Origin of the sequence: Streptomyces gottesmaniae (genome assembly GCF_031845845.1) — a bacterium.
Taxonomy (GTDB): domain Bacteria; phylum Actinomycetota; class Actinomycetes; order Streptomycetales; family Streptomycetaceae; genus Streptomyces; species Streptomyces akebiae.
In genome coordinates, this window is record NZ_JAVRFJ010000017.1 from 63,967 (window position 1) to 90,065 (window position 26,099).

Consider the following 26,099-nt stretch of genomic DNA (forward strand, 5'->3'; position numbering starts at 1 on the left):
GTGGTGTCACCGAAAGTAGATCTAAATTTAGGGACGCGGCAAGTCGATCCCGTAATCTGCCACCGAACGAGTCGCGCCTGCGGGCGCCTTAGGAGGGCCATTCGATGGTGAAGAGGCGCGAGCCAACGGCACGTCAGATGCGCCTGGCGACGGAGTTGCGCAGGCTTCGCGAGGCGGCAGGGCTTTCCTCGCGTAAGGCGGCCTCACTGCTCGGCGTGAGCCCTGCCCAGATCACTCATATCGAGTCCGCGCTCGCGGGAGTGAGCGAGCTGAGGCTCCGCCGTCTCGCGTCCCATTACGCCTGCACGGACGAGGAGTTCATCGATGCCTTGGTCGCGATGGCCACCGATCGCACACGGGGCTGGTGGGAGGAGTACCGGGGCCTGCTGCCCACGCCGTTCCTCGACCTCTCCGAGCTGGAACATCACGCCCGGTTTCAACGCCACGTGGCGATCCTCTACGTACCGGGTCTGTTGCAGACCGAGGACTACTCGCGTGCCGTGTTCTCGTCCAGGCTGCCCGAACTCACCAGCGAGGAGATCTAGTTGCGCATCCAGCATCGAAAGGCGCGCCAACAGTTCACCATCCCGTACGAGGCGGTGATCCATGAGGCGGCACTCCGGATCAGAGTCAGCGACCGTGGCACATCGCGGGCCCAGCTGGCCCGGCTTGTCGAGCTCTCCGAAGCGGATCACGTCACCATGCGCGTCATCCCCTTCGATCTGGACGGCTTTGCCAGTGCCGCGGGCACGATGACGTACGTGGGCGGGCCCCTGCCCAAGCTGGACACCGTGGTCCGCGATGCGCTTCACGGCTCGGCCTTCATCGATTCCGACGCCCAGCTCAACATCTACCGAACGAGCTTTCGTAAAGTTGAGGACGTGTCACTCGACCCTGAACGGTCGCGTGAGTTCATTCACAGACTGGCGAAGGAGCTGTGAGGAACCCCATGGACAACTGGCGTAAGTCGTCCTACTCGGGCCCCGGAGACGGCAACGAGTGCGTGGAGATCGCGACGAGCCCCACCCACATAGCCGTCCGCGATTCAAAAACCCCCACCACCCGCACCCTCACCTTCCCCGTGCCGGCCTTCACCGCGTTCATCGATGCCCTCAAGAGGCCGACAAGGGTTACGCAGTGACCTTCACCCCCACTACAGTCGACCGGCCATGCCTGATCTCCTCGGAATCAACCATGTGACCCTCTCCACGGCCGACCTCGACCGGCTCGTGACGTATTACACGGAGTTGCTCGGAGCGACGCTCGCGTTCGAGCGCGCCGCGACCCCTGCTGATCCTCGGGTCGCAGTCGTCGATGTCGGCGGAGACGACCACCTGATGATCGTCGAAACCGCTGACGCCCCCACCACCGATCTCGACCCCTTGGGCCGGGCGGGATGGGGACTGCGCGTGGCGACCCACCGACAACTGTGTGAGGTCCGCGAGCAGATCCTGGACGCCGGATGGCCGGTCGGACAGATCGAGACACTGCCCACCCAGTGGACGATGACGGCGCGCGATCCCGACGGACGCCCTGTGGATGTTCGGGCCCATCGCCCCCGCACCGCGGCATCGCCGCCCCCGACCGCTGGTTGACGGCAACTCCGGGGCGCCGGCGCCTCTGTCCGCGGATCAAGTGCCTCCGCCCTGTCACACCTCCCCGGTACCGTCGGATCATGGCTCAACAGGCGGGGAACCCCCCGGGGGAACGACGGCTGGCGGTGCTGGAAGGCGTCCTGGAACGCATCACGTACGCCAACGAGGACAACGGCTACACGGTCGCGCGCGTGGACACCGGCCGGGGTGGCGGCGACCTCCTCACCGTCGTGGGCGCGCTGCTCGGCGCCCAGGTCGGCGAATCCCTGCGTATGGAGGGCCGCTGGGGGTCCCATCCGCAGTACGGCAAGCAGTTCACCGTCGAGAACTACACGACCGTCCTCCCGGCCACCGTCCAGGGCATCCGCCGCTACCTCGGCTCCGGCCTGGTCAAGGGCATCGGCCCGATCTTCGCCGACCGGATCACCCAGCACTTCGGCCTGGACACCCTCCAGATCATCGAGGAGGAGCCGAAGCGCCTCATCGAGGTCCCCGGCCTCGGCCCCAAACGCACCAAGAAGATCGCCGACGCCTGGGAGGAACAGAAGGCGATCAAGGAGGTCATGCTCTTCCTCCAGACCGTCGAGGTGTCCACGTCCATCGCGGTCCGCATCTACAAGAAGTACGGCGACGCCTCGATCGGGGTCGTGAAGAACCAGCCGTACCGCCTCGCCTCCGACGTCTGGGGCATCGGCTTCCTCACCGCCGACAAGATCGCCCAGTCCGTCGGCATCCCCCACGACAGCCCGGAGCGCGTCAAGGCGGGCCTGCAGTACGCCCTTTCGCAGGCCACCGACCAGGGCAACTGCTACCTCCCGGAGGAGCGCCTGATCGCCGACGCGGTCAAGCTGCTCCAGGTCGACACGGGCCTGGTCATCGAGTGCCTGGCCGAACTGGCGCAGCCCGACGAGGAATCCGGCGAGCCCGGCGTCGTACGGGAGAAGGTCCCCGGCCCCGACCCCGGCTCGGACCCGGTCACCGCCATCTACCTCGTCCCCTTCCACCGCGCCGAACTCTCCCTCTCCGCGCAGCTGTTGCGCCTGCTGCGCACGGACCAGGACCGTATGCCCGGCTTCCACGACGTGGCCTGGGACAAGGCGCTGGCCTGGCTGAAGGGGCGTACGGGCACGGAGCTGGCCCCGGAGCAGGAAGCCGCCGTACGCCTCGCGCTGACGAAGAAGGTGGCCGTGCTCACCGGCGGTCCCGGCTGCGGCAAGTCCTTCACGGTCCGCTCGATCGTGGAGCTGGCCCGCGCCAAGAAGGCGAAGGTCGTCCTCGCCGCCCCCACCGGCCGGGCCGCCAAGCGCCTCGCCGAGCTGACCGGCGCCGAGGCCTCCACCGTCCACCGCCTGCTGGAGCTGAAGCCCGGCGGCGACGCGGCGTACGACAAGGACCGCCCCTTGGACGCCGATCTGGTGGTCGTCGACGAGGCCTCCATGCTGGACCTCCTCCTCGCCAACAAGCTGGTGAAGGCGGTGCCTCCCGGCGCCCACCTCCTCTTCGTCGGCGATGTGGACCAGTTGCCCAGCGTCGGCGCCGGCGAGGTCCTCCGCGACCTGCTGGCCGACGGCAGCCCCGTCCCCGCCGTCCGCCTCACCAAGGTCTTCCGCCAGGCCCAGCAGTCGGGCGTGGTGACCAACGCGCACCGGATCAACTCCGGGCAGCACCCGGTCACCGACGGCATGAAGGACTTCTTCCTCTTCGTCGAGGACGACACGGAGGAGGCCGGGCGGCTCACGGTCGACGTGGCGGCCCGTCGTATCCCGGCCAGGTTCGGGCTCGACCCGCGCCGGGACGTCCAGGTGCTGGCGCCCATGCACCGCGGCCCGGCCGGCGCGGGCAACCTCAACGGGCTGCTCCAGCAGGCCATCACCCCCGCCCGCCCCGACCTGGCCGAGAAGCGGTTCGGCGGCCGGGTCTTCCGCGTCGGCGACAAGGTCACCCAGATTCGCAACAATTACGAGAAGGGCGAGAACGGTGTCTTCAACGGCACCGTCGGCGTCGTCACCGCGCTCGACCCGGTCGACCAGCGGCTGACGGTCCTCACCGACGAGGACGAGGAGGTGGCGTACGAGTTCGACGAACTGGACGAGCTGGCGCACGCCTACGCGGTGACGATCCACCGGTCCCAGGGCAGCGAGTACCCGACCGTGGTGATCCCGGTCACCACCGGTGCCTGGATGATGCTCCAGCGCAACCTTTTGTATACGGCGGTGACCAGGGCGAAGAAGCTCGTCGTCCTCGTCGGCTCCCGCAAGGCGATCGGCCAGGCGGTCCGCACGGTCTCGGCGGGACGCAGGTGCACGGCCCTCGACTTCCGGCTCGCGCCACGGCCACTGTGAGTACCTCTCGTGAAGGCGCGTCGCCCCGTGAGTGAAATTTGATCGATCAAACGAGTCGTAAAGGTCACACAGCCCTTCCAGATGTCGGACGGAGGGGGCAGGATGAGCAAGTTGGCGGCACTGAGTGCCGCCGATGGGCCCGATGGTCGACCCCGAGTGCACTCTCCAGAGCCAATTGGGGGATGGTAGAGACAGTCAGGGCACCTCGAAGAAGAGGCACTACGTCGGTGAGGGATGACGTGAGCGACAACTCTGTAGTACTGCGGTACGGCGACGGCGAGTACACCTACCCGGTGATCGACAGCACCGTCGGCGACAAGGGCTTCGACATCGGGAAGCTCCGGGCCCAGACCGGTCTGGTCACCCTGGACAGCGGCTACGGGAACACCGCTGCCTATAAATCCGCCATCACCTATCTCGACGGTGAGCAGGGCATCCTCCGGTACCGCGGCTACCCGATCGAGCAGCTGGCCGAGCGCTCCACCTTCCTGGAGGTGGCGTACCTGCTGATCAACGGTGAGCTTCCGACCGTCGACGAGCTCTCCACGTTCCAGAACGAGATCACGCAGCACACCCTGCTGCACGAGGACGTCAAGAACTTCTACCGGGGCTTCCCTCGGGACGCCCACCCGATGGCGATGCTCTCCTCCGTGGTCAGCGCCCTGTCGACGTTCTACCAGGACAGCCACAACCCGTTCGACGAGCGGCAGCGCAACCTCTCCACGATCCGCCTGCTCGCCAAGCTGCCGACCATCGCGGCGTACGCGTACAAGAAGTCGATCGGTCACCCGTTCGTCTACCCGCGCAACGACCTCGGTTACGTCGAGAACTTCCTGCGCATGACCTTCTCGGTCCCGGCCCAGGAGTACGACCTCGACCCGGTCGTCGTCTCCGCGCTCGACAAGCTGCTGATCCTGCACGCGGACCACGAGCAGAACTGTTCGACCTCCACGGTCCGACTGGTCGGCTCCTCGCAGGCGAACATGTTCGCCTCGATCTCCGCCGGCATCTCCGCGCTCTGGGGCCCGCTGCACGGCGGCGCCAACCAGTCCGTGCTGGAGATGCTGGAGGGCATCCAGGCGAACGGCGGCGATGTCGACTCCTTCATCCGCAAGGTGAAGAACAAGGAGGACGGCGTCCGCCTGATGGGCTTCGGCCACCGGGTCTACAAGTCCTTCGACCCGCGCGCCAAGATCATCAAGGCTGCCGCGCACGACGTCCTCTCGGCCCTCGGCAAGTCCGACGAGCTGCTGGACATCGCGCTGAAGCTGGAGGAGCACGCGCTCTCCGACGACTACTTCGTCTCGCGCAACCTCTACCCGAACGTGGACTTCTACACGGGTCTGATCTACCGCGCCATGGGCTTCCCGACCGAGATGTTCACGGTCCTCTTCGCCCTCGGCCGCCTCCCGGGCTGGATCGCCCAGTGGCACGAGATGATCAAGGAGCCCGGCTCCCGCATCGGCCGCCCGCGCCAGATCTACACGGGCGTCGTCGAGCGCGACTTCGTCCCGGTCGAGGCCCGCTGAACGACCGAGTACCTGTAGGACCTGTAGCAGCAGAGGGGCCCGTACGGAGAGCCGTCCGTACGGGCCCCTCCGCTGTACCTCGCCGGTCCCGTCACGCGCAGTCCCGCTACGTGCCTCGCTACAGCAGAGGGCGCCCTACAGCGAGTGAGCCGAAGGGGCGCGCCTGTGTCGAGAAGTCGAGCGCGCGGAGGCCCGAAGGGTCGAGCACGATCGGCTTCTCGACACAGGCTGAAGCGCCCCGGAGGCGAACCGAGCCAAAAAATAGGAGAAGGCGCCCTGCAACGCTGGTCCCCCCACGGGCCGGCGAGCAGGGCGCCTTCCCATGTCCCGGTGCGGATTCCCCCCACGGGATCCGGCCGGGCGTCTGGTGGGCACAGCGCCTGAATCGCTGAGCTCGACGAGCAGAACTCGTCGTCCTACCTGTATGCATCTGTGGTGCGGCGGTGTGCGGTCTGCCGGGACGCGTACGTACGGGAGGGCCGCTCAAAGCTCCCCGGTGCACGTGCCCCGGCAACGCAATTCCGGGAACGTCCCCCAAGACATCCCCAGATGCCAGTCACGCCCCCCAAGACGCTTCTGACATCGCCAACTTAGACTCACGAACCCCTTCGGTGGTTACGTTCACAACACTGTGATCTGCGTCTCTTGCGTCATGTCCTGAAGATGCACAAGAGACCCGATTCGGCGATCGAGGTCCCAGCGTAAGGATGATGCGCGAGCCTTGTGAAGAGCTTATGTGAGGCTGCTTCCGGACTCTAGAGGGACTTTCGTCCGGCAGTCACGAAAATGTCCTGAGTCGCAAGCTGTTCGTTACCACGAAAACGGACGAAAAGGCCATAGTCGCCCCCGCGATCATCGGGTTGAGCAATCCGGCGGCGGCCAGCGGCAGCGCGGCCACGTTGTATCCGAAGGCCCAGGCCAGATTGCCCTTGATCGTGGACAGGGTCCGTCGCGACAGCCGGATGGCGTCGGCGGCCACCCGCAGGTCCCCGCGCACCAGCGTCAGATCGCCGGCCTCGATCGCCGCGTCCGTCCCGGTGCCCAGAGCGAGCCCCAGGTCGGCCACCGCCAGCGCGGCGGCGTCGTTGACCCCGTCGCCGACCATCGCGACCGTACGGCCCTCGCCCTGGAGCCGGCGTACGACGTCGACCTTGTCCTCGGGCAGCACCTCGGCGATGACGTGCTCGGGGGAGACGCCGACCGCCGCGGCCACGGACCGGGCCACGCGCTCGTTGTCCCCCGTCAGCAGCATCGGTGTGAGCCCGAGCGCCCGCAGCCGTCGTACCGCCTCGGCGCTGGTCTCCTTGATCGCGTCGGCGACCGTGACGACACCGAGTGCCACTCCGTCGCGCAGGACGACGACCGCCGTGTGTCCCGCGTCCTCGGCGGCCTCCTTGGCGCCCTTCAGGGCCTCGGGGAGCGGCTGGCCGGGGAACCGGCCAACCTGGACGTCGCAGCCCTCCACGAGGCCGCGTACGCCCCTCCCGGGCAGGTTCTGGAAGTGCTCGACGGGCGGCAGCGCGCCCACGCGTTCCTCGGCGGCCGCGGCGATCGCCCGGCCCACCGGGTGTTCGGACGCGTGCTCGACGGCGCCCGCGAGGCGCAGCACGCCCTCCTCGGTGACGCCGTCTTCGCCATCGGCTCCGAGGGCGTCACCGGCGACGTGCACCCGCTGGAGCGTCATCCGGCCGGTGGTGACGGTGCCGGTCTTGTCCAGGACGACGGTGTCGACGCGCCGGGTGGACTCCAGGACCTCGGGGCCCTTGATGAGGATGCCGAGCTGGGCGCCGCGACCGGTACCGACCAGCAGGGCGGTCGGGGTGGCGAGGCCGAGCGCGCACGGGCACGCGATGATCAGCACCGCGACGGCCGCCGTGAACGCGGCGGTGGGGTCGTCCGTGGCGCCGAGCCAGGCGCCGAAGGTGGCGACCGCGATCAGGATGACGACCGGCACGAACACAGCCGAGATCCGGTCGGCGAGCCGCTGCACCTCCGCCTTGCCGTTCTGCGCGTCCTCCACCAGCCGTGCCATCCGCGCCAGCTGGGTGTCCGCGCCGATCCTCGTGGCCTCGACGACCAGCCGGCCGCCGGCGTTCACGGTCGCGCCCGTGACGGCGTCGCCGACGGTCACGTCCACCGGCACCGACTCACCGGTCAGCATCGACGCGTCGACGGCCGAGGCGCCCTCCACGACGGTGCCGTCGGTGGCGAACTTCTCCCCGGGGCGTACGACGAAACGGTCGCCCACGGCCAGCTGCCCGACCGGGAGCCGCACCTCCCGCCCCTGCCGGAGCACCGACACGTCCTTGGCGCCCAGCCTCAGCAGCGCCTTCAGCGCGGCGCCCGCGCGACGCTTGGAACGGGCCTCCAGATAGCGGCCGAGCAGGATGAACGCGACCACCCCGGCGGCCACTTCGAGATAGATCGTCGACGAGCCCGCCGTGCGGCTGACGGTGAACTCGAATCCGTGCCGCATGCCCGGCATGCCCGCGTGCCCCAGGAAGAGGGCCCACAGGGACCAGCCGAAGGCGGCGAGCGTGCCGACGGAGACGAGCGTGTCCATCGTGGCCGCGCCGTGCCGGAGGTTGGTGAACGCGGCCCGGTGGAAGGGCAGTCCGCCCCATACGACGACGGGGGCTGCCAGCGTCAGTGAGAGCCACTGCCAGTTGTCGAACTGGAGGGCGGGGACCATGGACATGAGGGTGACGGGCACGGCTAGCAGCGCCGAGACGGTGAGCCGCTGCCGCAGCGAGGCGAGCTCGGGGTCCGCCTCCTCCGCCCGGAGGGGCTCCTCGCGCTCGGTCCGCTCGGGGGCCGGGGGTGGTGGCTCCTCGGCCGTGTAACCCGTCTTCACCACGGTGGCGATGAGGTCGGCGACCTCCATGCCCGAGGGGTAGGCGACCTTCGCCTTCTCCGTCGCGTAGTTCACCGAGGCGGTGACCCCGTCCAGGCGGTTGAGCTTCTTCTCGACGCGGGCCGCGCAGGAGGCGCAGGTCATTCCGCCGATGGTCAGCTCGACCTCGTGGACGGGGGCGCTCGTGGCGGCTGCCGCCGTGGTGCTCGTCATGTCCGTGTCCGTGCCTGTGCCCGTGCTGCTCGGTGCCTCAGGCCTTGCCGACCAGCTCGAAGCCCGCCTCGTCGACGGCGGCGCGCACGGCCTCCTCGTCGAGCGGTGCGGCCGAGACCACGGTGACCTCGCCGGTGGAGGCGACGGCCTTCACGGAGGACACGCCGTCGAGCTGGGTGATCTCGCCCGAAACGGCGCCCTCGCAGTGTCCGCAGCTCATGCCGCTCACCTTGTAGACGGCGGTGACGGAGCCCTGGGTGTCGGTCTCGGTGGTCATGTCGTTACTCCTCATCGGGCGGGTGGATCGGGGTGCAGGGGGTCTGTGTCGGGCTCGGGTAACCCTTCAGGGCATCCACTTTATACCCCCTAGGGGTATGAATCCAAGAGGGGGCCGCTTGGAGAGGCGGGGCGCGGGGGGCTCTAGGGGCCGGTGGGCGGGCGATCGCCCACCAGGGGTTCCAGGTAGCGGAGCAGGATGTTCTTCAGCTCCTGGATGTAGGCCTCGCGCTCCGTGCCCTCGCGGCTGAGCACCAGCTCCAGGCCGGCCTTGTACATGGCCATGCAGACGTGCGCGGTGCGCGTGATGTCGGCGGCCGGTGTGCCGGGCAGGAGGGGGGTGAGCAGCGCCTCGATCCGCGCGACCAGGGCCGTGTGCAGGGCGTCGTGCTGCTCGGCGATCCGGCCGGGGACGTCCGGGCCGTGCATCAGCGTGTAGACCACCGGGTGGCGGCAGTTGAAGTCGATGAAACGGTCGACGGCGGCGGCCACGGCCGTCTCCAGCGGGGTCGCCGGATCCACCGGGGCGAGCGCCTCGCCGTACGTCTCGCGCATCTCGACCATGAGCCGCTCGCTCAGCTCGATCGCGATCGCTTCCTTGTTCGGGAAGAACTGGTACAGCGTGCCCGGCGAGACCCCGGCCTCACGGGCGATGGCGTTGGTGCTGGCGGCGGTGTAGCCGGTCGAGCAGAACACGGAGGCCGCCGCTTCGAGGAGCTGGGCGATGCGGCGCTCGCCGCGCGCTTGACGGCGGCGCGGCTGCTCCTTGGATCGGGACGGCTCTTCGGCCCGGCGCGACTCCTCGGTCCGAGGCGGCTCTTCGGTCCGAGGCGGCTCTTCGGCGGATCGGGACGGCTCCTCGGCCCGGCGCGGCTCCTCGGCCCGGGGCTGTTCCTTCTCCTGGTGGGTGGGCACGCGGTTATCCCCAGCTTTCCGGACGTCATTGACAAACACGAGTGGTCGCTCGCATTCTTGAGAAACGCGAGCGATCTCTCGTGTTTGCCAGTGTATGGCTCGGCGCTTCGCTGCTGCCCGGCTGCGCACAGCACGGATCACAGTGAGTCGGATGAAGGGGACACCGCACCATGACCGAAGTCAACCGGCCACCCCGACGGGGAGGCTGGACCCGGTTCGTGACCGCCCGCCCCCGCCTCTCCCTGCTCGTCGCCCTGGTGCTCACCGCCCTCGCCGTCGTGGCGGGCAGCGATGTGGCCGACCGTCTCGGCAGCGGCGGCTGGGAGGACCCGGCCGCCCAGTCCACCTACGCCACCAAGGCCCTGGAGCGCGAGTTCCCCGACTCCCAGCCGAACTTCCTGCTGCTGGTCGACGCCGGCGAGGCCTCGGTCGACGACCCGGCCGTCGCCGCCGAGGCGAGGAAGCTGACCGAGCGGCTGGCCGCCGAGAAGGGCGTCACGGGCGTCGGCTCCTACTGGCGGACGGGCGCCCCGACGCTGCGCTCGGAGGACGGGAGCGAGGCGCTGATAGCGGCCCGCCTCACCGGCGACGACACGGCCATGAACAAGACCCTGGACCGCATCGCCCCCGAACTCCGCGGCACGCACGGGCCGGTCGACGTCAAGGTCGGCGGCATCCTCGCCGTGCGCCACGAGATGCAGACGATCATCCAGGAGGACCTGCTGCGGGCCGAGATGATCGCCCTGCCGGTGACCCTCGTCCTGCTGGTCATGGTCTTCGGCAGCGCGGTCGCCGCCCTGCTGCCGCTCGGCGTGGGCATCGTCGCGATCCTCGGCACCAACGCGATCCTGCGCGGCCTCACCGAGGTCACCGACGTCTCGGTCTTCGCCCTGAACCTCACCACGGCCATGGGCCTGGGCCTCGCGATCGACTACGCCCTGTTCATCGTGCGCCGCTTCCGTGAGGAACTGTCCACCGGCGCCGACTCCCTGACGGCCGTCGCCACCACCCTGCGCACGGCCGGCCGCACGGTCCTCTTCTCCGCCCTCACGGTCGCCGTCTCCCTCGCCGCGATGATGGTCTTCCCGCAGTACTTCCTGAAGTCCTTCGCCTACGCGGGCATCGCGGTGGTCCTCCTGGCGGCGGCAGCGGCCCTGATCCTCCTCCCGGCGGCGCTCGTCCTCCTGGGCGACCGCGTCAACGCCCTGGACCTGCGCAAGCTGTTCAAGCGACGCAAGGCGCGGAGCGGGGGCGGTGACTCCCCGGACGTGGAGGAAGGCGCCGCCTGGGGCCGCACGGCAGCCCTCGTCATGCGCCGCGCGCCCTACTTCGCCATCGCCACGACCGCCGGGCTGCTCCTCCTCGGCCTCCCCTTCCTGGGAGTGAAGTTCGGCACGGCCGACGACCGCCAGCTCCCCGCCACCGCCGAGTCGCACGTCGTCCAACAGCACCTTCGCGAGGGCTTCCCGGGCACTCCGGGAGGCGGCCTGGACGTCCTGGCGGAAGGCGAGGCGACGAAGGCGGAGTACACCGCCTACAAGGAGCGGCTAGCGGATCTCCCCGAGGTGCTCCGGGTGGAGGGGCCCCTGGTCGAGGGCGACTGGGCCCACTTCACCGTGCAGCCGAAGGGCGAGGCGGTCGACGAGGGCGCGCAGCGTCTGGTGGAGGACATCAGGGCCATGGACGCCCCGTTCGACACCTCGGTGACGGGCACGGCGGCGGTCCTGGTCGACACCAAGGCGGCGATAGGCGACGGCCTGCCCTGGGCCCTCTCCTTCATCGCGATCGTCACCCTGATCCTGGTCTTCCTGCTCACCGGCAGCGTGCTGATCCCCCTCCAGGCGGTCCTGCTGAACGCCCTCAGCCTGACGGCGATGTTCGGCGCGCTGGTGTGGGTCTTCCAGGACGGCCACCTCTCCGGCCTGCTCGCCTTCACCAGCCCCGGCTCCATAGAGACGACCCTGCCGGTCCTGATGTTCTGCGTGGCCTTCGGACTCTCCATGGACTACGGCGTGTTCCTGCTCTCCCGCATCAAGGAGGAGTACGACCACACCGGCGATCACACCGCCTCGGTCCGTTTCGGCCTCCAGCGCACCGGGGGCCTGATCACCGCCGCCGCCGTCATCCTCGCCGTCGTCATGATCGCCATAGGCACCTCCCGGGTCACCAACACCAAGATGCTCGGCCTCGGCATAGCCCTCGCCGTCCTCATGGACGCCATGGTCATCCGCAGTCTCCTGGTCCCCGCGGTCATGCGTCTCACGGGCCGGGCGACGTGGTGGGCTCCGGCCCCGCTGCGGCGGTTCCACGAGCGGTTCGGCCTGAGCGAGGGGGAGTCCACCCCTGTACCGGAGCCGAGCGCCGAGCCGATACCGGAGCCGGTCGCCTCCCGTTCCGGCTCCTGAAGCCGCAGGCCCGAAAGGCCGTAGGCCGGCCGGGGCCGCGGGGGACCGCGCGACCAGCCCCCACCGGACGGACGCTTGGGGGCGGTGCGATGCTGGCCGGGGCCGGCGGTGATCACCGGCCGCGGATCGAAGGGTGGGGCACATGCGCGCAGTCGTGTTCGAGCAGTTCGGAGAGGCGGCCACGGTAAGAGACGTCCCGACCCCCACCCCGGCCCCTCACGGCGTCGTCGTCCGGGTCGAGGCGACAGGCCTCTGCCGCAGCGACTGGCACGGCTGGCAGGGCCACGACCCCGACATCACGCTGCCGCACGTCCCCGGCCATGAACTGGCCGGGGTCGTGGAGGCCACCGGCGCGGCGGTGACGGGCTGGCGCCCCGGGGACCGGATCACCGTTCCGTTCGTGTGCGCCTGCGGTACCTGCGCCGCCTGCGCGGCCGGTGACCAACAGGTGTGCGAGCGGCAGACACAGCCGGGCTTCACCCACTGGGGCTCGTTCGCCGAGTACGTCGCCCTGGACCACGCCGACGTGAACCTGGTGGCGCTGCCCGACGAGCTGTCGTACGGCACGGCGGCCTCCCTCGGCTGCCGCTTCGCCACGGCGTTCCGCGCGGTGGTGGCGCAGGGCCGCGTCGCGGCGGGGGAGTGGGTCGCCGTCCACGGCTGCGGCGGGGTGGGCCTCTCCGCGGTGATGGTGGCGGCGGCGTCCGGAGCCCGTGTGATCGCCGTCGACGTATCGCCCCGGGCTCTGGACCTGGCCCGGAAGTTCGGGGCGGCGCACTGCGTGGACGCCTCGGCGGTCGAGGACACGGCCGAAGCGGTCCGCGACCTCACCGGCGGCGGCGCCCACCTCTCCCTGGACGCGCTCGGCGCCCCGGCCACCTGCGCGGCCTCCGTCAACGGCCTCCGCCGCCGGGGCCGCCACATCCAGGTGGGGCTGCTTCCCTCCGAGACGGGCACCACCCCCGTCCCCATGGCCCGCGCGATCGCCCTGGAGCTGGAACTCCTGGGCAGCCACGGCATGGCGGCCCACGCCTACCCCACGATGTTGAAGCTGGTGGAAGCGGGCGTCCTGCGCCCCGACCTCCTGGTGACCGCGACGATCGGGCTGGACGCGGCCCCGGCCGCGCTCGCCGCGATGGGCACGGCGCCCGGCAGCGGAGTGACGGTCATCGAACCGTGGAGTTGATGTGGCGGGGGCGGTTCGTCCACCCCGGCCCTCCTCGCCCGTCACCCCGCCCGCGGCTCGGGCCACCCCCGATGCGCGGCCCACTCCGGCGCGAGCAGCGACATCCGCACGGCGTCGATCCACCGCCCGTCCTGCCACAGCGCCTGCCGCTCGACCCCCTCGGCCACGAACCCGACCTTCTCGTAGGCGCGCCGGGCCCGGGGGTTGTGGGTGAAGACGTACAGCGACACGCGGTGCAGCCCGAGCCCCTCGAAGGCATGCCCGACCGTCAGCCGCACGGCCTCCGTACCCAGTCCCTTGTTCCGCCCGCCGGGCCCGATCAGGATCCGGAAGCAGCAGCTGCGGTTGGCCTCGTCCCAGTCATTGAGCACGGTCTCGCCCACCAACACACCGCTCGCCCGGTCCACGATGCCGAGGTCGAGCCGGTCGTTCTGCGCACCGCGGCTGCCGTACCAGGCGCGCAGCCGGTCCGGTCCGAACTCCTCGGTCGCGCTGCCGGTGAGGCGGAGGACCTCCGGGTCGGCCAGGATCCGCGCCATCACGGTCGCGTCGTCCTCGGTGAACGGCCGCAGTAGGGCCCTCTCACCGGTGAGCACGGGTTTGACGGAAAAACTCATCCCCGGATCCTCGACAGCCGAGGACCCGGGGACAAGTCAATAAGCGAAGCGACGAGGAACGGGACCCGCTCACTCGACCCTGCGCCCCCGGTTGCCCGGTCTGGAGGCGACCCAGGCGCGGATGGTGTCGGGGTACCAGTAGGGCTTGCCGCCCTCCACCTGGTCCGGCGGCGGCAGCAGGCCGTGTTTGCGGTACGAGCGGACGGTGTCGGGCTGCACACGGATGTGCGCCGCGATGTCCTTGTACGACCAGAGGAGTCGCTCGGTCGTCATCAGTGGCACCTCCCTGCGCGCACCGCGGCGACGGCCGGGAGGACCGTAGGGGGCGCCGGGCACTGCGCTGGCGATCACAGACTTGCGACCGTCCAACGACCCTCGGTGATCGGCGCGAGGCTCCGTGTGCCACGTGTGACGAAAGACTCGCCTACACGTGACACCCGTGACAGAAAGGCGACTTTTGTGACGCGCGTGCCGAGCGCCTCATGACGAGGGCCCGGCGGCTTCGCCCTTCCGGGGCGCGGGGAACCGCGCGACCGGCCACGGACCACCAGCGGCCCGGCGGCGACCCGCAGTTCCCCGACGCCTCTCGGCTGTTCTCGACGCCCGGCCCCAGGGGGGCGACTACGCGCCGCAGGACCTCAGGAACGCCCTGGTCCGCTGGGCGATCGGCAGCGGAGCGTCCGGCTCGCACGGATACATGTCCTGCTCGACGATGGCGAACAGGTCCACGTCCAGCTTCGCGGCGGCGGCCAGCACCGGCCCCAGCTCGGGCACACCCTTGGGCGGCTCGCACATCACACCCTTGGCCACGGCCGGGCCGAACGGGATCTCGTTCGCGCGGACGTCGGCCAGGATCTCGGGGTCGACCTGCTTGAGGTGCAGATACCCGATGCGCTCGCCGTAGGTCTCGATCAGCTTGACGCTGTCGCCGCCGCAGTAGGCGTAGTGCCCGGTGTCGAGGCAGAGCGACACCACCGAGGAGTCGGTGCCGTCCAGGAAGCGGACGACGTTCTCCTCACTGTCGATGTGGGTGTCGGCGTGCGGGTGGACGACGATCTGGAGGCCGTACTTCTCCCGCACCTCCCGCCCGAGCCGCTCGGTCAGCTGCGTGAGGTGCCGCCACTGCTCGACGGTCAGTTCGCTGGGCTCCAGCACCTTGCCCGTCTTGTCGTCCCGCCAGAACGACGGGATGACGACGAGGTGCTTGGCACCCATGGCCTGTGCGAGGACCGCGTTGTCGGCCACGTGCGCCCAGGTCTTCTCCCAGACTTCCGGACCGTGGTGCAACCCGGTGAAGACCGTGCCGGCCGACACTTTCAGGCCGCGTTTGGCCGTCTCCTCGGCGAGGACCGCCGGATCGGTCGGCAGATAGCCGTACGGACCCAGCTCGATCCATTCGTAGCCGGAGGCGGCGACCTCGTCGAGGAAGCGCTGCCAGGGGACCTGCTGGGGGTCGTCGGGGAACCAGACGCCCCAGGAGTCGGGCGCCGAGCCGACTCGGATGCGCGAGAGTGAGGACTGAGGGGACATCGACGTCATGGGAGTCAGCTTCAGCCTCGAACCTGAGGGTGTCAATAGGTAGTCCGAATGTCTGGACAAAGTATTGACAGGGTCGCTCCGACGCGACTAGACCTTGACGGGAACCGGCGCGTGAAGGGAACTCGATGGCGTACGACCTGATCACCATGGGGCGGATCGGTGTGGATCTCTACCCGTTGCAGACGGGGGTCCCGCTGCCGCAGGTGACGTCCTTCGGGAAGTTCCTCGGCGGCTCGGCGACGAACGTGGCGGTGGCCGCGTCCCGTCTCGGCCGCTCCACCGCCGTCATCACCCGCACCGGTGAGGACCCCTTCGGCGACTACCTCCACCAGGCGCTGCGCGACTTCGGTGTGGACGACCGCTGGGTCACCCCGGTCCCGGGCCTCGCGACCCCGATCACCTTCTGCGAGGTCTTCCCGCCGGACGACTTCCCGCTCTACTTCTACCGGCGTCCCAAGGCCCCGGACCTGGAGATCGACGCCCACGAGCTGGACCTCGACGCCATCGCGGCCACCCGGATCTTCTGGGTGACCGGCACGGGCCTGAGCGAGGAGCCCAGCCGTACGGCGACGCTCGCCGCGCTCGCCCACCGGGCCAGGACGGGCACGACGGTCTTCGACCTCGACTGGCGCCCCATGTTCTGGTCCGACCCGGCCGAGGCCCGCCCCTTCTACGAAGAGGCACTGCGGCACACCACCGTCGCCGTCGGCAACCTGGACGAGGTCGAGGTCGCCACCGGTGTCCGCGAGCCGCAGGCGGCCGCCCGCGCCCTGCTCGACGCCGGAGTCGAACTGGCGGTCGTCAAGCAGGGGCCGAAGGGTGTCCTCGCGGTCAACGCCAAGGGCGAGTCCGCCGAGGTCCCGCCCCTGCCCGTCGACGTTCTCAACGGCCTCGGCGCCGGTGACGCCTTCGGCGGTTCCCTCTGCCACGGCCTGCTCGAAGGCTGGGACCTGGAGAAGATCATGCGGTACGCCAACGCGGCCGGCGCGATCGTCGCCTCCCGCCTGGAGTGCTCCTCCGCGATGCCGACCGTGGAAGAGATCGAGGCAGCGGTCGCGGCGGGAGCGGTGCTGTGACCGCCACCCGCCCGGCGGGTCCCCTCGGCCCCGGCCGCGTCGACGTGTCCGCCCTCGTCCGCACCCGGGTCCACCACCCCGAGGCGATCGCCGAGGCCGCCGCCCGCCGTGTCCGGCGCCCCCTGATCGGTGACTCCGGCCGGCTGATGATCGTCGCCGCCGACCACCCGGCCCGTGGCGCCCTCTCCGTCGGTGACCGCAAGCTCGCCATGGCGAACCGCGCCGACCTCCTCGAACGACTGTGCCTGGCCCTGTCACGCCCCGGTGTGGACGGCGTCCTCGCGACCGCCGACATCCTCGACGACCTGCTCCTCCTCGGCGCTCTCGACGGCAAGGTCGTCATGGGCTCGATGAACCGGGGCGGCCTCGCGGGCGCCAGCTTCGAACTGGACGACCGCTTCACCGGCCACCGCCCCGAGGACATGGAGCGCCTCGGCTTCGACGCCGGCAAGCTCCTGCTGCGCGTCGACTACGACGACCCCGGCTCCCTCACCACCCTGGAGTCCACCGCCCGTGCCGTGGACGCCATGGCCGAGCGCGGACTCCCCGTGTTCGTCGAGCCGTTCATCAGCCGCCGCGACCCGGTCACCGGCAAGGTCAGGAACGACCTGAGCGCCGAAGCGGTCACCAAGTCGATCGCCATAGCGGCCGGGCTCGGCGGCACCTCGGCGTACACCTGGCTGAAGGTGCCCGTCACCGACAACCCCGACGACATGGCCCGCGTCATGGAGACCTCGACGCTGCCCGCCGTCCTGCTCGGCGGCGACGTCGGCGAGGACCAGGAGGGCGCGTACGAGAAGTGGCGCGGCGCGCTGCAACTGCCCACCGTGCAGGGACTGGTGGTCGGCCGCTCGCTGCTCTACCCGGCGGACGACGACGTGACCGCCGCCGTGGACACCGCCGTCGGACTGTTGTGAGGCCGCATGACACACAAGACCGAGCTGTACGTACCCAAGGGCGCCACCGCGACCGCCCGGTACGCCGTGGACATCGACCCCGAGCGGGCCGGCTGGACCCACAGCAGCCTGCGCGTCGTGGAGTTGGAGCCGGGCGGCTCGCACACGTTCGCGACCGAGGACAGTGAATGGATCGTGCTGTCCCTCAACGGCGGTTGTACGGTTCAGGTGTCGGAGGAACCGGGCAATTCAGACGGTGGCCGGGTCACGGAGTTTCAGATCCTGGGCAGGGAGAGCGTGTTCGCCGGAGTCTCCGACTTCGTGTACGCGCCCCGTGACGCCCGGGTACAGATCGCCTCCGGCGCGGGAGGCCGCTTCGCTTTGGCAGGAGCGAAGTGCGAGCGACGACTCCCCGCTCGTTACGGCCCCGCGCCGGAGGTCCCCGTGGAGGAACGGGGCAGCGGCACCTGCGCCCGCCAGGTGCGCAACTTCGCCTCCGCCGACGCCTTCGAGTGCGACAAGCTGATCACCGTCGAGGTCATCACCCCCGGCGGCAACTGGTCCTCGTACCCGCCGCACAAGCACGACGAGAACCGGCCGGGGGAGGAGACCGAGCTGGAGGAGATCTACTACTTCGAGATCGACGGCCCGCACGGCTTCGGCTACCAGCGGGTGTCGCCCTCCCGTGAGGGCGGCGCCGAGGTGCTCGCCGAGGTCCGTTCCGGTGACGCGGTACTCGTACCCGACGGCTGGCACGGCCCGTCCATCGCGCAGCCCGGCCACAGCATGTACTACCTGAACGTGATGGCGGGCCCCGGCCCCGAGCGGAAGTGGCAGATCTGCTTCCACCCCGACCACACGGAGGGGTACCGATGAGCCCGACCACGACCACGGCCGCGACCACCACCCGCCTCACGGTGGCCCAGGCGCTGGTCCGCTTCCTCGCCGCCCAGTACACCGAGCGCGACGGCGAGCGGCGGCGGCTGATCGGCGCCACCTGGGGCATCTTCGGCCACGGCAACGTCGCGGGGCTCGGCCAGGCGCTGGTCGAGTACGCCGACGACATGCCGTACCTCCAGGGCCGCAACGAGCAGTCGATGGTCCACGCGGCCGTCGGCTACGCCCGGCAGTCGAACCGGCTGTCGACGCACGCGGTGACGACGTCCATCGGCCCCGGCGCCACCAACCTGGTCACCGGCGCCGCCCTCGCCACGATCAACCACCTCCCGGTGCTGCTGCTCCCCGGCGACATCTTCGCCACCCGCCCCGCGGACCCGGTCCTCCAGCAGCTCGAAGTGCCGTACGCGGGCGACATCAGCGTCAACGACACCCTGCGCCCGGTCTCCAGGTACTTCGACCGGATCACCCGCCCCGAGGCGCTGATCCCGGCCGCGCTGCAGGCGATGCGTGTGCTCACGGACCCGGTGGAGACGGGCGCGGTGACCCTCGCCCTGCCGCAGGACGTGCAGGCGGAGGCGTACGACTGGCCGGCGGAGTTCTTCGCCGAGCGGACCTGGAACGTGCGCCGCCCGGCGGCGGACGTCGCCGAACTGGCCACCGCGATCGACGCGATCCGCGCGGCCCGCCGCCCGCTGATCGTCGCCGGCGGCGGTGTCCACCACGCCCGCGCGGAGGAGGCGCTCGCCGAACTGGCCGGCGCCACCGGCATCCCCGTCGCCTCCACCCAGGCCGGCAAGGGCTCCCTCCGCTTCGACCACCCGCAGGACGTGGGCGGCATCGGCCACACCGGCACGGCGACCGCCAACGAACTGGCCCGCACCGCCGACCTGGTGATCGGTGTCGGCACCCGCTACACGGACTTCACCACCGCGTCCGGCACTCTCTTCGCCGCCGACGGTGTCCGCTTCCTCAACCTCAACATCGCGCCCCACGACGGCCACAAGCTCTCCGGGCTGCCGCTGATCGCGGACGCGCGGGCGGGGCTGGAGGCGCTCTCCGAGGCGCTGGAGATGCACGGCCACCGGGTCGCGGACGCGTACGTCGCCGAGTACGCGGAGGACAAGCAGCGCTGGGAGCACCGCGTCGACGCCTGCTACGAGGCCGACGAACCGGACACCCGGCCGACCCAGGCCCAGGTGCTCGGCCTGCTCGACGAGCTCGTCGACGAGTCCGACATCCTCATCAACGCGGCCGGTTCGCTCCCCGGTGACCTGCACAAACTGTGGCGCACGCGATCCCGGGACCAGTACCACCTGGAGTACGGTTACTCCTGCATGGGGTACGAGATCCCGGCCGCGATCGGTGTCCGGATGGCCGCTCCCGGGCGCCCCGTGTGGGCGCTGGTCGGCGACGGCACGTATCTGATGATGCCGACCGAGATCGTCACGGCGGTCCAGGAGAACGTCCCGATCAAGGTGCTGCTGGTGCAGAACCACGGGTACGCCTCCATCGGCGGCCTCTCCGAGTCGGTCGGCGGCGAGCGGTTCGGCACCGCCTACCGGCACCGCAACCCCGACGACGGCACGTTCACGGGCACCCCGCTGCCCGTGGACCTCGCCGCCAACGCGGCCAGTCTCGGCATGCGCGTCCTGCGCGCCAAGACGGTCCGTGACCTGCGCGCCGCCCTCGCCGAGGCACGGGCGGCCGACACTCCCACATGTGTCTACGTGGAGACCGAAACGGCAGACACAGTGTCGGGCCCGCCTCCCGCGCAGGCCTGGTGGGATGTACCTGTGGCCGAGACCGCGACGCGCGCGTCGGCGGTCAAGGCACGCGAGGAGTACGACCGGCACGTCTCAACCCGACGCCGCCATCTGTAAGCAAGGAGTTTCTGGAATGACGAAGATCGTCAACCACTGGATCGGCGGCAAGACCGTCGAAGGCGCGTCGGGTACGTTCGGGCCGGTCACGGACCCGGCGACCGGCGCGGTCACCACCAAGGTCGCCTTCGCGACCGTCGACGAGGTCGACGCGGCGGTACGCACCGCCAAGGAGGCCTTCGTCACCTGGGGCCAGTCCTCGCTGGCGCAGCGCACCTCCATCCTGTTCAAGTTCCGCGCGCTGCTCGACGCCAACCGTGACGCGATCGCGGAGCTGATCACCGCCGAGCACGGCAAGGTGCACTCGGACGCGCTCGGCGAGGTCGCGCGCGGTCTGGAGATCGTCGACCTGGCCTGCGGCATCAACGTGCAGCTGAAGGGCGAGCTGTCGACGCAGGTCGCCAGCCGCGTGGACGTCGCCTCGATCCGCCAGCCGCTCGGGGTCGTCGCCGGTATCACGCCGTTCAACTTCCCGGCGATGGTCCCGATGTGGATGTTCCCGATGGCCATCGCGACGGGCAACACGTTCGTGCTGAAGCCGTCCGAGAAGGACCCCTCGGCCTCCATCAAGATCGCCGAACTCCTCGCCGAGGCCGGCCTGCCCGACGGCGTCTTCAACGTCGTCCACGGCGACAAGGTGGCCGTCGACCGCCTGCTGGAGCACCCGGACGTCAAGGCGGTCTCCTTCGTCGGCTCGACCCCGATCGCCCGCTACATCCACACCACGGCCTCGGCGAACGGCAAGCGCGTCCAGGCCCTCGGCGGCGCGAAGAACCACATGCTGGTCCTCCCGGACGCCGACCTGGACGCGGCCGCCGACGCCGCCGTCTCCGCCGCCTACGGCTCGGCGGGCGAGCGCTGCATGGCGATCTCCGCTGTCGTGGCGGTGGGCGCGATCGGCGACGAGCTGGTGGAGAAGATCCGCGAACGCGCCGAGAAGATCAAGATCGGTCCCGGCAACGACCCGACCTCCGAGATGGGCCCGCTGATCACGGCGGTCCACCGCGACAAGGTGGCCTCGTACGTGACGGGCGCGGCGGCGGAGGGCTGCGAGGTCGTCCTCGACGGCACCGGCTTCACCGTCGACGGCTTCGAGGACGGCCACTGGATCGGCATCTCGCTGCTGGACAAGGTCCCGACCACGGCGAAGGCCTACCAGGACGAGATCTTCGGCCCGGTGCTGACCGTCCTGCGCGTCGACACCTACGACGAGGGCATCGCCCTCATCAACGCCTCCCCGTTCGGCAACGGCACCGCGATCTTCACCCGCGACGGCGGCGCCGCCCGCCGCTTCCAGCTGGAGGTCGAGGCCGGCATGGTCGGCGTCAACGTCCCGATCCCGGTCCCGGTGGGCTACCACTCCTTCGGCGGCTGGAAGGACTCCCTCTTCGGAGACCACCACATCTACGGCAACGACGGCACCCACTTCTACACCCGCGGCAAGGTCGTCACCACCCGCTGGCCCGACCCGGCCGACGGCCCATCGGCGGTCGACCTGGGCTTCCCGCGCAACCACTGAGCATCGTGGTCCGGTCCTCCCGACGGCGGTACGCGGCGTCGGGAGGACCGTGGGCCCTAGCGGAGGTCCAGCCAGAAGCTGGCCAGTTCGTCCGAGGGGACGGTGACACGGCGCGAGCCGAGGGCGCCGGCCGTGCAGTCGGAGCTCCTGAGCGTCGTCACGGACAGTTGCGCACCGTCCACGAAGCGGGGGTTCGAGCTCTGGACGCCCTGTCGGCCCGGGGCCTCGTTGGTGTGCGCCCGGAGTCCATCGCCGGCCCTGGCCCACTGACCGCCGTTGGTCGGCGAGTACATGTAGCAGACGCTGAGCGCTACGGGGTTGAAGCGGTCCCCGATCGTTCCGCGCTGACTGCCGTCGGTCCAGTTCGTCCAGCCGCGGCCGTTGACGTACACGGACTGGACGTCCGCATTCGCGCGCAGGGCAAGGAAGTGGAAGCCGCCGTCGGCGGAGGCGGTGCCGACGGTCGGGACGAGCGCGGCGACCGTCGCGGTTGCGACCGCTAAGCAGCGTGCAAAGGTTCGACGCATGATCGCGTCTCCTGTCTCAGGTGGGGGGAGCAAGCGGAGTGATCTTTTCCACTTCCCGCGTGCGCTGTCAACTCGCCTATGGAGGGCCGTAGTTGAGGTCATCTGTCCCGGTCCGCCGGTGAGCGGCGTACCGCCGTCGCAGTAGGCCCGCGGGGACCTACCTCCCGGGGAGGACGGAGAGTTCAGTCCCCAGCCGTACGGACTGACAACCAATCGACAGGATTCGCCCTTTACCGTTGAGCGCATGAATCTTCGATTGCCCGGCATGCTCCGACCGCTGCGGCGGTCACGGCGGCTGTCGGCCGCCGCGGCCGCCGTCGTCGTGCTTGCCGGGGCCGGTACCTGGACGGCCACCGCCTCGGACGAAGCGGCGCCGGTGACACGCGCCGACCAGGCCATGGAGACGGCCGACGGCGTGCGCGTCGACACCTCGTACTTCACCTCCGGCGGTGACGGCCGCCGCCCGGCCGTCCTGCTCGGACACGGCTTCGGCGGCAGCAAGAACGACGTCCGCGAGCAGGCCGAAGCCCTCGCCCGCGACGGCTACGCGGTGCTGACCTGGTCGGCGCGCGGCTTCGGCAAGTCGACCGGCAAGATCGGGCTGAACGACCCGAAGGGCGAGGTCGCCGACGTCTCGAAGCTGATCGACTGGCTCGCGACCCGCCCCGAGGTGCAGCTCGACAAGAAGGGCGACCCCCGCCTGGGCATGGCCGGCGCCTCCTACGGCGGGGCGATCGCCCTGCTGACCGCCGGGTACGACGACCGTGTCGACGCCCTCGCGCCCGCGATCACGTACTGGAACCTGGCGGACGCGCTCTTCCCCAACGGCGTCTTCAAGAAGCTGTGGGCCGGGCTCTTCGTCAACACCGGCGGCGGCTGCGAGAAGTTCGAGACGCGGCTGTGCGAGATGTACCAGCGCGTCGCCGAGTCGGGGGCGCCCGACGCGGAGGCCGTGAAGCTGCTCGACGCGCGCAGCCCCGAGGCCGTCGGCGACCGCATCGAGGTGCCCACCCTGCTGATGCAGGGCCAGACCGACTCCCTCTTCCCGCTCGGTCAGGCCGACGCCGCCGCCAAGGCGATCAAGGCCAACGGCGCCCCCGTGGACGTCGACTGGCTCTCCGGCGGCCACGACGGCGGCGACATGGAGACGAGCCGCGTCCAGGCCCGGACGAACGCCTGGTTCGACCGCTACCTCAAGGACGACAAGGGCGCCGACACCGGCTCCGCGTTCCGCGTCACCCGCACCCTCGGCACCGGCTCCGGCGACGGCGAGACCCGCCTCGCCGGCACCACCGACGACACCTACCCGGGCCTGGAGAGCGACCCCACGAAGATCGCCCTCGCCGGCCGTGAGCAGAGCTTCGAGAACCCGGCCGGCGCCAACCCGCCCGGTATCTCCGCCCTCCCCGGCCTCGGCGCCGGCGGCGGCCTCGCCCAGCTCTCCTCGCTCGGCGTCAGCATCTCCCTGGACTTCCCCGGCCAGTTCGCCGCGTTCCAGTCGAAGCCCGTCGCCGACGACCTCCAGATCACCGGCTCGCCCACGGCGACGGTCCACGTGAAGTCGACCAGCGAGGACGCCGTCCTCTTCGCCAAGGTGTACGACGTCGGCCCGGACGGCAGGTCCCAGGTCCTGCCCTCCCAGCTCGTCGAGCCCCTGCGCGTGGAGGGCGCCGAGTCCGGCAAGGACGTCCGGCTCACCCTCCCGGCCATCGACCACGAACTCGACGACGGCCACAGCCTCCGCCTGGTCCTCGCCTCCACCGACCTCGGCTACGCCTCCCCGACGACCCCGGCGACGTACACCGTCTCCCTCAAGGGCGACCTGGAGGTGCCCACGCCGCTCGGCCGGGCCGACCGTACGGACGTGCTGCCCGCCTGGGTCTGGTACCTCCCGATCGCCGGTGCCGTGATCGCCGCGCTCCTGCTGGTCACCGGCCGCCGCCGGATCGTGACCCCGGCCCCCGACCCGGCACTCGCCGAGGTCCCGCTGGAGATCACCGACCTGAGCAAGAAGTACAAGAACGGTGACCGCTACAGCGTCCGCGACCTCTCCTTCCGCGTGGAGAAGGGCCAGGTGCTCGGTCTGCTCGGGCCCAACGGCGCGGGCAAGACGACGACCCTGCGCATGCTGATGGGCCTGATCCAGCCGGACGGCGGCCAGATCCGGGTCTTCGGCCACGCGATCGTGCCGGGCGCCCCGGTGCTCTCCCGGGTCGGCGCCTTCGTCGAGGGCGCGGGCTTCCTCCCGCACCTCTCCGGCCGCGAGAACCTGGAGCTGTACTGGGCCGCCACCGGCCGCCCCGCCGAGGACGCCCACATGGACGAGGCCTTGGAGATCGCCGGTCTCGGCGACGCCTTGGCCCGCGCGGTCCGCACCTACTCCCAGGGCATGCGCCAGCGCCTGGCCATCGCCCAGGCCATGCTGGGCCTGCCCGACCTGCTGATCCTCGACGAGCCGACCAACGGACTCGACCCGCCACAGATCCGCGAGATGCGCGAGGTCATGATCCGGTACGCGGCGGCGGGCCGCACGGTGATCGTCTCCAGCCACCTGCTGGCGGAGGTCGAGCAGACCTGTACGCATCTGGTCGTCATGGACCACGGGCAGCTCGTCCGGGCGGGCCTCGTGAGCGAGATCGTCGGCTCCGGCGACACCCTGCTGGTCGGCACGTCCGAGCCCGTGGACGAGCCGGTCGTCGAGAAGATCACCGCCCTGCAGGGCGTCGAGTCGGCCGTCCGCACCGACGACGGCCTGGTGGTCCGCCTCGACACCGACGGCAGCGCCCAGCGCCTGGTCGCCGAACTCGTACGGCTGGAGGTCCCCGTGGAGTCGGTCGGCCCCCACCGCCGCCTCGAAGACGCCTTCCTCACCCTGATCGGAGAGTCCGCATGAGCACGCTGGCCGAGCGTGCCGAGCACGCAGAACCCGGGCGTACCGAACCCGGACGCAAGGAGCCCGTCGAGGTCGCCGACGGCTACCGCGCGGGCCGCACCCTGCCCTTCCGGGTGGAGCTGGTCCGCCAGCTGAAGCGCCGGCGCACGATGGTCATGGGCGGCATCCTGTTCGCCCTGCCCCTCGTGCTGGCGATCGCCTTCCAGGTCGGCGGCACGCCCGGCGAGGGCAACAACCGGGTCAACCTGATGGACACGGCGACGGCGTCCGGCGCGAACTTCGCCGCGGTGAACCTCTTCGCCGCGGCGGGCTTCCTCCTCGTCATCCCCGTCGCGCTGTTCTGCGGCGACACGGTCGCCTCGGAGGCCAGCTGGTCCTCCCTGCGCTATCTGCTCGCCGCGCCCGTGCCCCGCGCCCGGCTGCTGTGGTCCAAGCTCGCCGTCGGACTCACCCTCAGCCTCGCCGCGCTGGTGCTGCTGCCGGTCGTCGCGCTCGCCGTCGGCATCGCCGCCTACGGCTGGGGCCCGCTGGAGCTGCCGACCGGCGGCGAACTCGGCGCCGGTGCCGCCGCGCAGGCCCTGGTGATCACCGTGGCGTACATCTTCGTGTCCCAACTGGTCACCGCGGCCATGGCCTTCTGGCTGTCCACGAGGACCGACGCGCCGCTCGGCGCGGTCGGCGGCGCCGTCGGCCTCACCATCGTCGGCAATGTGCTCGACTCGGTGACCGCCCTCGGCGACTGGCGCGACTTCCTGCCCGCGCACTGGCAGTACGCCTGGCTGGACGTCGTGCGCCCGCAGCCGGAGTACACCGACATGATCCAGGGCGCCTCGGTCTCCATAACGTACGCGCTCATCCTGTTCGCGCTGGCCTTCCGGGGTTTCGGCCGCAAGGACGTCGTCTCCTAGGTCAACGGAAGATCACCCACCGGTCTCGA

Annotated in this window: 20 protein-coding genes and 1 pseudogene; 14 read left to right on the forward strand and 7 right to left on the reverse strand. The window is 70.4% G+C overall.

From position 1 onward, the window contains the following. Positions 1–104 precede the first annotated feature (104 nt). The 5 genes and pseudogenes from RM704_RS20420 to RM704_RS20440 all read left to right on the forward strand — a co-directional run bounded on the left by RM704_RS20420 (position 105) and on the right by RM704_RS20440 (position 5,466). Positions 105–941 (forward strand): annotated as a pseudogene (locus tag RM704_RS20420) (helix-turn-helix domain-containing protein). An 8-nt stretch (positions 942–949) separates the two neighbouring features. Further along, a complete protein-coding gene (locus RM704_RS20425; protein WP_033531332.1) occupies positions 950–1,141 on the forward strand; it encodes a DUF397 domain-containing protein in 192 nt (63 codons plus the stop codon). A gap of 28 nt (positions 1,142–1,169) precedes the next feature. Then, a complete protein-coding gene (locus RM704_RS20430) occupies positions 1,170–1,595 on the forward strand; it encodes a VOC family protein (RefSeq protein ID WP_033531333.1) in 426 nt (141 codons plus the stop codon). An 80-nt stretch (positions 1,596–1,675) separates the two neighbouring features. Beyond that, a complete protein-coding gene (gene recD2, locus RM704_RS20435; protein ID WP_033531334.1) occupies positions 1,676–3,937 on the forward strand; it encodes an SF1B family DNA helicase RecD2 in 2,262 nt (753 codons plus the stop codon). A 239-nt stretch (positions 3,938–4,176) separates the two neighbouring features. Next, positions 4,177–5,466, forward strand: a complete 1,290-nt coding sequence (locus tag RM704_RS20440; protein WP_033531335.1) for a citrate synthase — start codon at positions 4,177–4,179, stop codon at positions 5,464–5,466. Positions 5,467–6,244: 778 nt separating this feature from the next. Here RM704_RS20440 and RM704_RS20445 read toward each other — a convergent pair. From RM704_RS20445 to RM704_RS20455, 3 genes are all read right to left on the reverse strand, one after another. Continuing rightward, the gene (locus RM704_RS20445) at positions 6,245–8,533 is read right to left on the reverse strand and encodes a heavy metal translocating P-type ATPase (RefSeq protein WP_033531336.1); all 2,289 of its coding nucleotides are present in this window, start codon (positions 8,531–8,533) and stop codon (positions 6,245–6,247) included. A gap of 37 nt (positions 8,534–8,570) precedes the next feature. Further along, a complete protein-coding gene (locus RM704_RS20450; RefSeq protein WP_033531337.1) occupies positions 8,571–8,810 on the reverse strand; it encodes a heavy-metal-associated domain-containing protein in 240 nt (79 codons plus the stop codon). Positions 8,811–8,953: 143 nt separating this feature from the next. Continuing rightward, entirely contained in the window at positions 8,954–9,535 is a 582-nt protein-coding gene (locus RM704_RS20455; protein ID WP_052146463.1) for a TetR/AcrR family transcriptional regulator, read from the reverse strand. Positions 9,536–9,894: 359 nt separating this feature from the next. Between RM704_RS20455 and RM704_RS20460 the strand changes: the two genes are divergently transcribed. Together RM704_RS20460 and RM704_RS20465 are read left to right on the forward strand one after the other, a co-directional pair. Continuing rightward, positions 9,895–12,129, forward strand: a complete 2,235-nt coding sequence (locus tag RM704_RS20460) for an MMPL family transporter (protein WP_033531338.1) — start codon at positions 9,895–9,897, stop codon at positions 12,127–12,129. 142 nt (positions 12,130–12,271) lie between these two features. Next, complete coding sequence (locus RM704_RS20465) at positions 12,272–13,315, forward strand: zinc-dependent alcohol dehydrogenase family protein (RefSeq protein WP_033531339.1); 1,044 nt, start codon at positions 12,272–12,274, stop codon at positions 13,313–13,315. Positions 13,316–13,356: 41 nt separating this feature from the next. On the opposite strand, the gene RM704_RS20470 is transcribed toward RM704_RS20465, so the two are convergent. The 3 genes from RM704_RS20470 to RM704_RS20480 all read right to left on the reverse strand — a co-directional run bounded on the left by RM704_RS20470 (position 13,357) and on the right by RM704_RS20480 (position 15,471). Continuing rightward, a complete protein-coding gene (locus RM704_RS20470; protein WP_033531340.1) occupies positions 13,357–13,932 on the reverse strand; it encodes a GNAT family N-acetyltransferase in 576 nt (191 codons plus the stop codon). Positions 13,933–14,001: 69 nt separating this feature from the next. Next, positions 14,002–14,205, reverse strand: a complete 204-nt coding sequence (locus tag RM704_RS20475) for a helix-turn-helix transcriptional regulator (protein WP_033531341.1) — start codon at positions 14,203–14,205, stop codon at positions 14,002–14,004. A 348-nt stretch (positions 14,206–14,553) separates the two neighbouring features. After that, entirely contained in the window at positions 14,554–15,471 is a 918-nt protein-coding gene (locus RM704_RS20480; RefSeq protein WP_033531342.1) for a sugar phosphate isomerase/epimerase family protein, read from the reverse strand. 125 nt (positions 15,472–15,596) lie between these two features. Here RM704_RS20480 and iolC point away from each other — a divergent pair, with 125 nt between their 5' ends. From iolC to mmsA, 5 genes are read left to right on the forward strand one after another with little or no spacing between them, the layout of a single operon-like run. After that, a complete protein-coding gene (gene iolC / locus RM704_RS20485) occupies positions 15,597–16,547 on the forward strand; it encodes a 5-dehydro-2-deoxygluconokinase (RefSeq protein ID WP_033531343.1) in 951 nt (316 codons plus the stop codon). Positions 16,548–16,591: 44 nt separating this feature from the next. Next, positions 16,592–17,464, forward strand: a complete 873-nt coding sequence (locus tag RM704_RS20490) for a Cgl0159 family (beta/alpha)8-fold protein (RefSeq protein ID WP_033531418.1) — start codon at positions 16,592–16,594, stop codon at positions 17,462–17,464. A gap of 6 nt (positions 17,465–17,470) precedes the next feature. Continuing rightward, positions 17,471–18,319 (forward strand): 5-deoxy-glucuronate isomerase, encoded by an 849-nt coding sequence (gene iolB / locus RM704_RS20495; RefSeq protein WP_033531344.1) that lies wholly within the window; start codon positions 17,471–17,473, stop codon positions 18,317–18,319. Further along, the gene (gene iolD, locus RM704_RS20500; RefSeq protein WP_033531345.1) at positions 18,316–20,223 is read left to right on the forward strand and encodes a 3D-(3,5/4)-trihydroxycyclohexane-1,2-dione acylhydrolase (decyclizing); all 1,908 of its coding nucleotides are present in this window, start codon (positions 18,316–18,318) and stop codon (positions 20,221–20,223) included. Before iolB ends, iolD begins: the two co-directional genes overlap by 4 nt. A 16-nt stretch (positions 20,224–20,239) precedes the next feature. Next, the gene (mmsA, locus tag RM704_RS20505) at positions 20,240–21,742 is read left to right on the forward strand and encodes a CoA-acylating methylmalonate-semialdehyde dehydrogenase (protein WP_033531346.1); all 1,503 of its coding nucleotides are present in this window, start codon (positions 20,240–20,242) and stop codon (positions 21,740–21,742) included. Positions 21,743–21,798: 56 nt separating this feature from the next. On the opposite strand, the gene RM704_RS20510 is transcribed toward mmsA, so the two are convergent. After that, a complete protein-coding gene (locus RM704_RS20510) occupies positions 21,799–22,269 on the reverse strand; it encodes a hypothetical protein (protein WP_033531347.1) in 471 nt (156 codons plus the stop codon). A 244-nt stretch (positions 22,270–22,513) separates the two neighbouring features. Between RM704_RS20510 and RM704_RS20515 the strand changes: the two genes are divergently transcribed. Both RM704_RS20515 and RM704_RS20520 read left to right on the forward strand, forming a co-directional pair. Then, a complete protein-coding gene (locus RM704_RS20515) occupies positions 22,514–25,162 on the forward strand; it encodes an alpha/beta fold hydrolase (RefSeq protein WP_033531348.1) in 2,649 nt (882 codons plus the stop codon). Further along, a complete protein-coding gene (locus RM704_RS20520; RefSeq protein ID WP_033531349.1) occupies positions 25,159–26,070 on the forward strand; it encodes an ABC transporter permease in 912 nt (303 codons plus the stop codon). The genes RM704_RS20515 and RM704_RS20520 overlap by 4 nt, the downstream gene beginning before the upstream one ends. Positions 26,071–26,099: the final 29 nt, after the last annotated feature.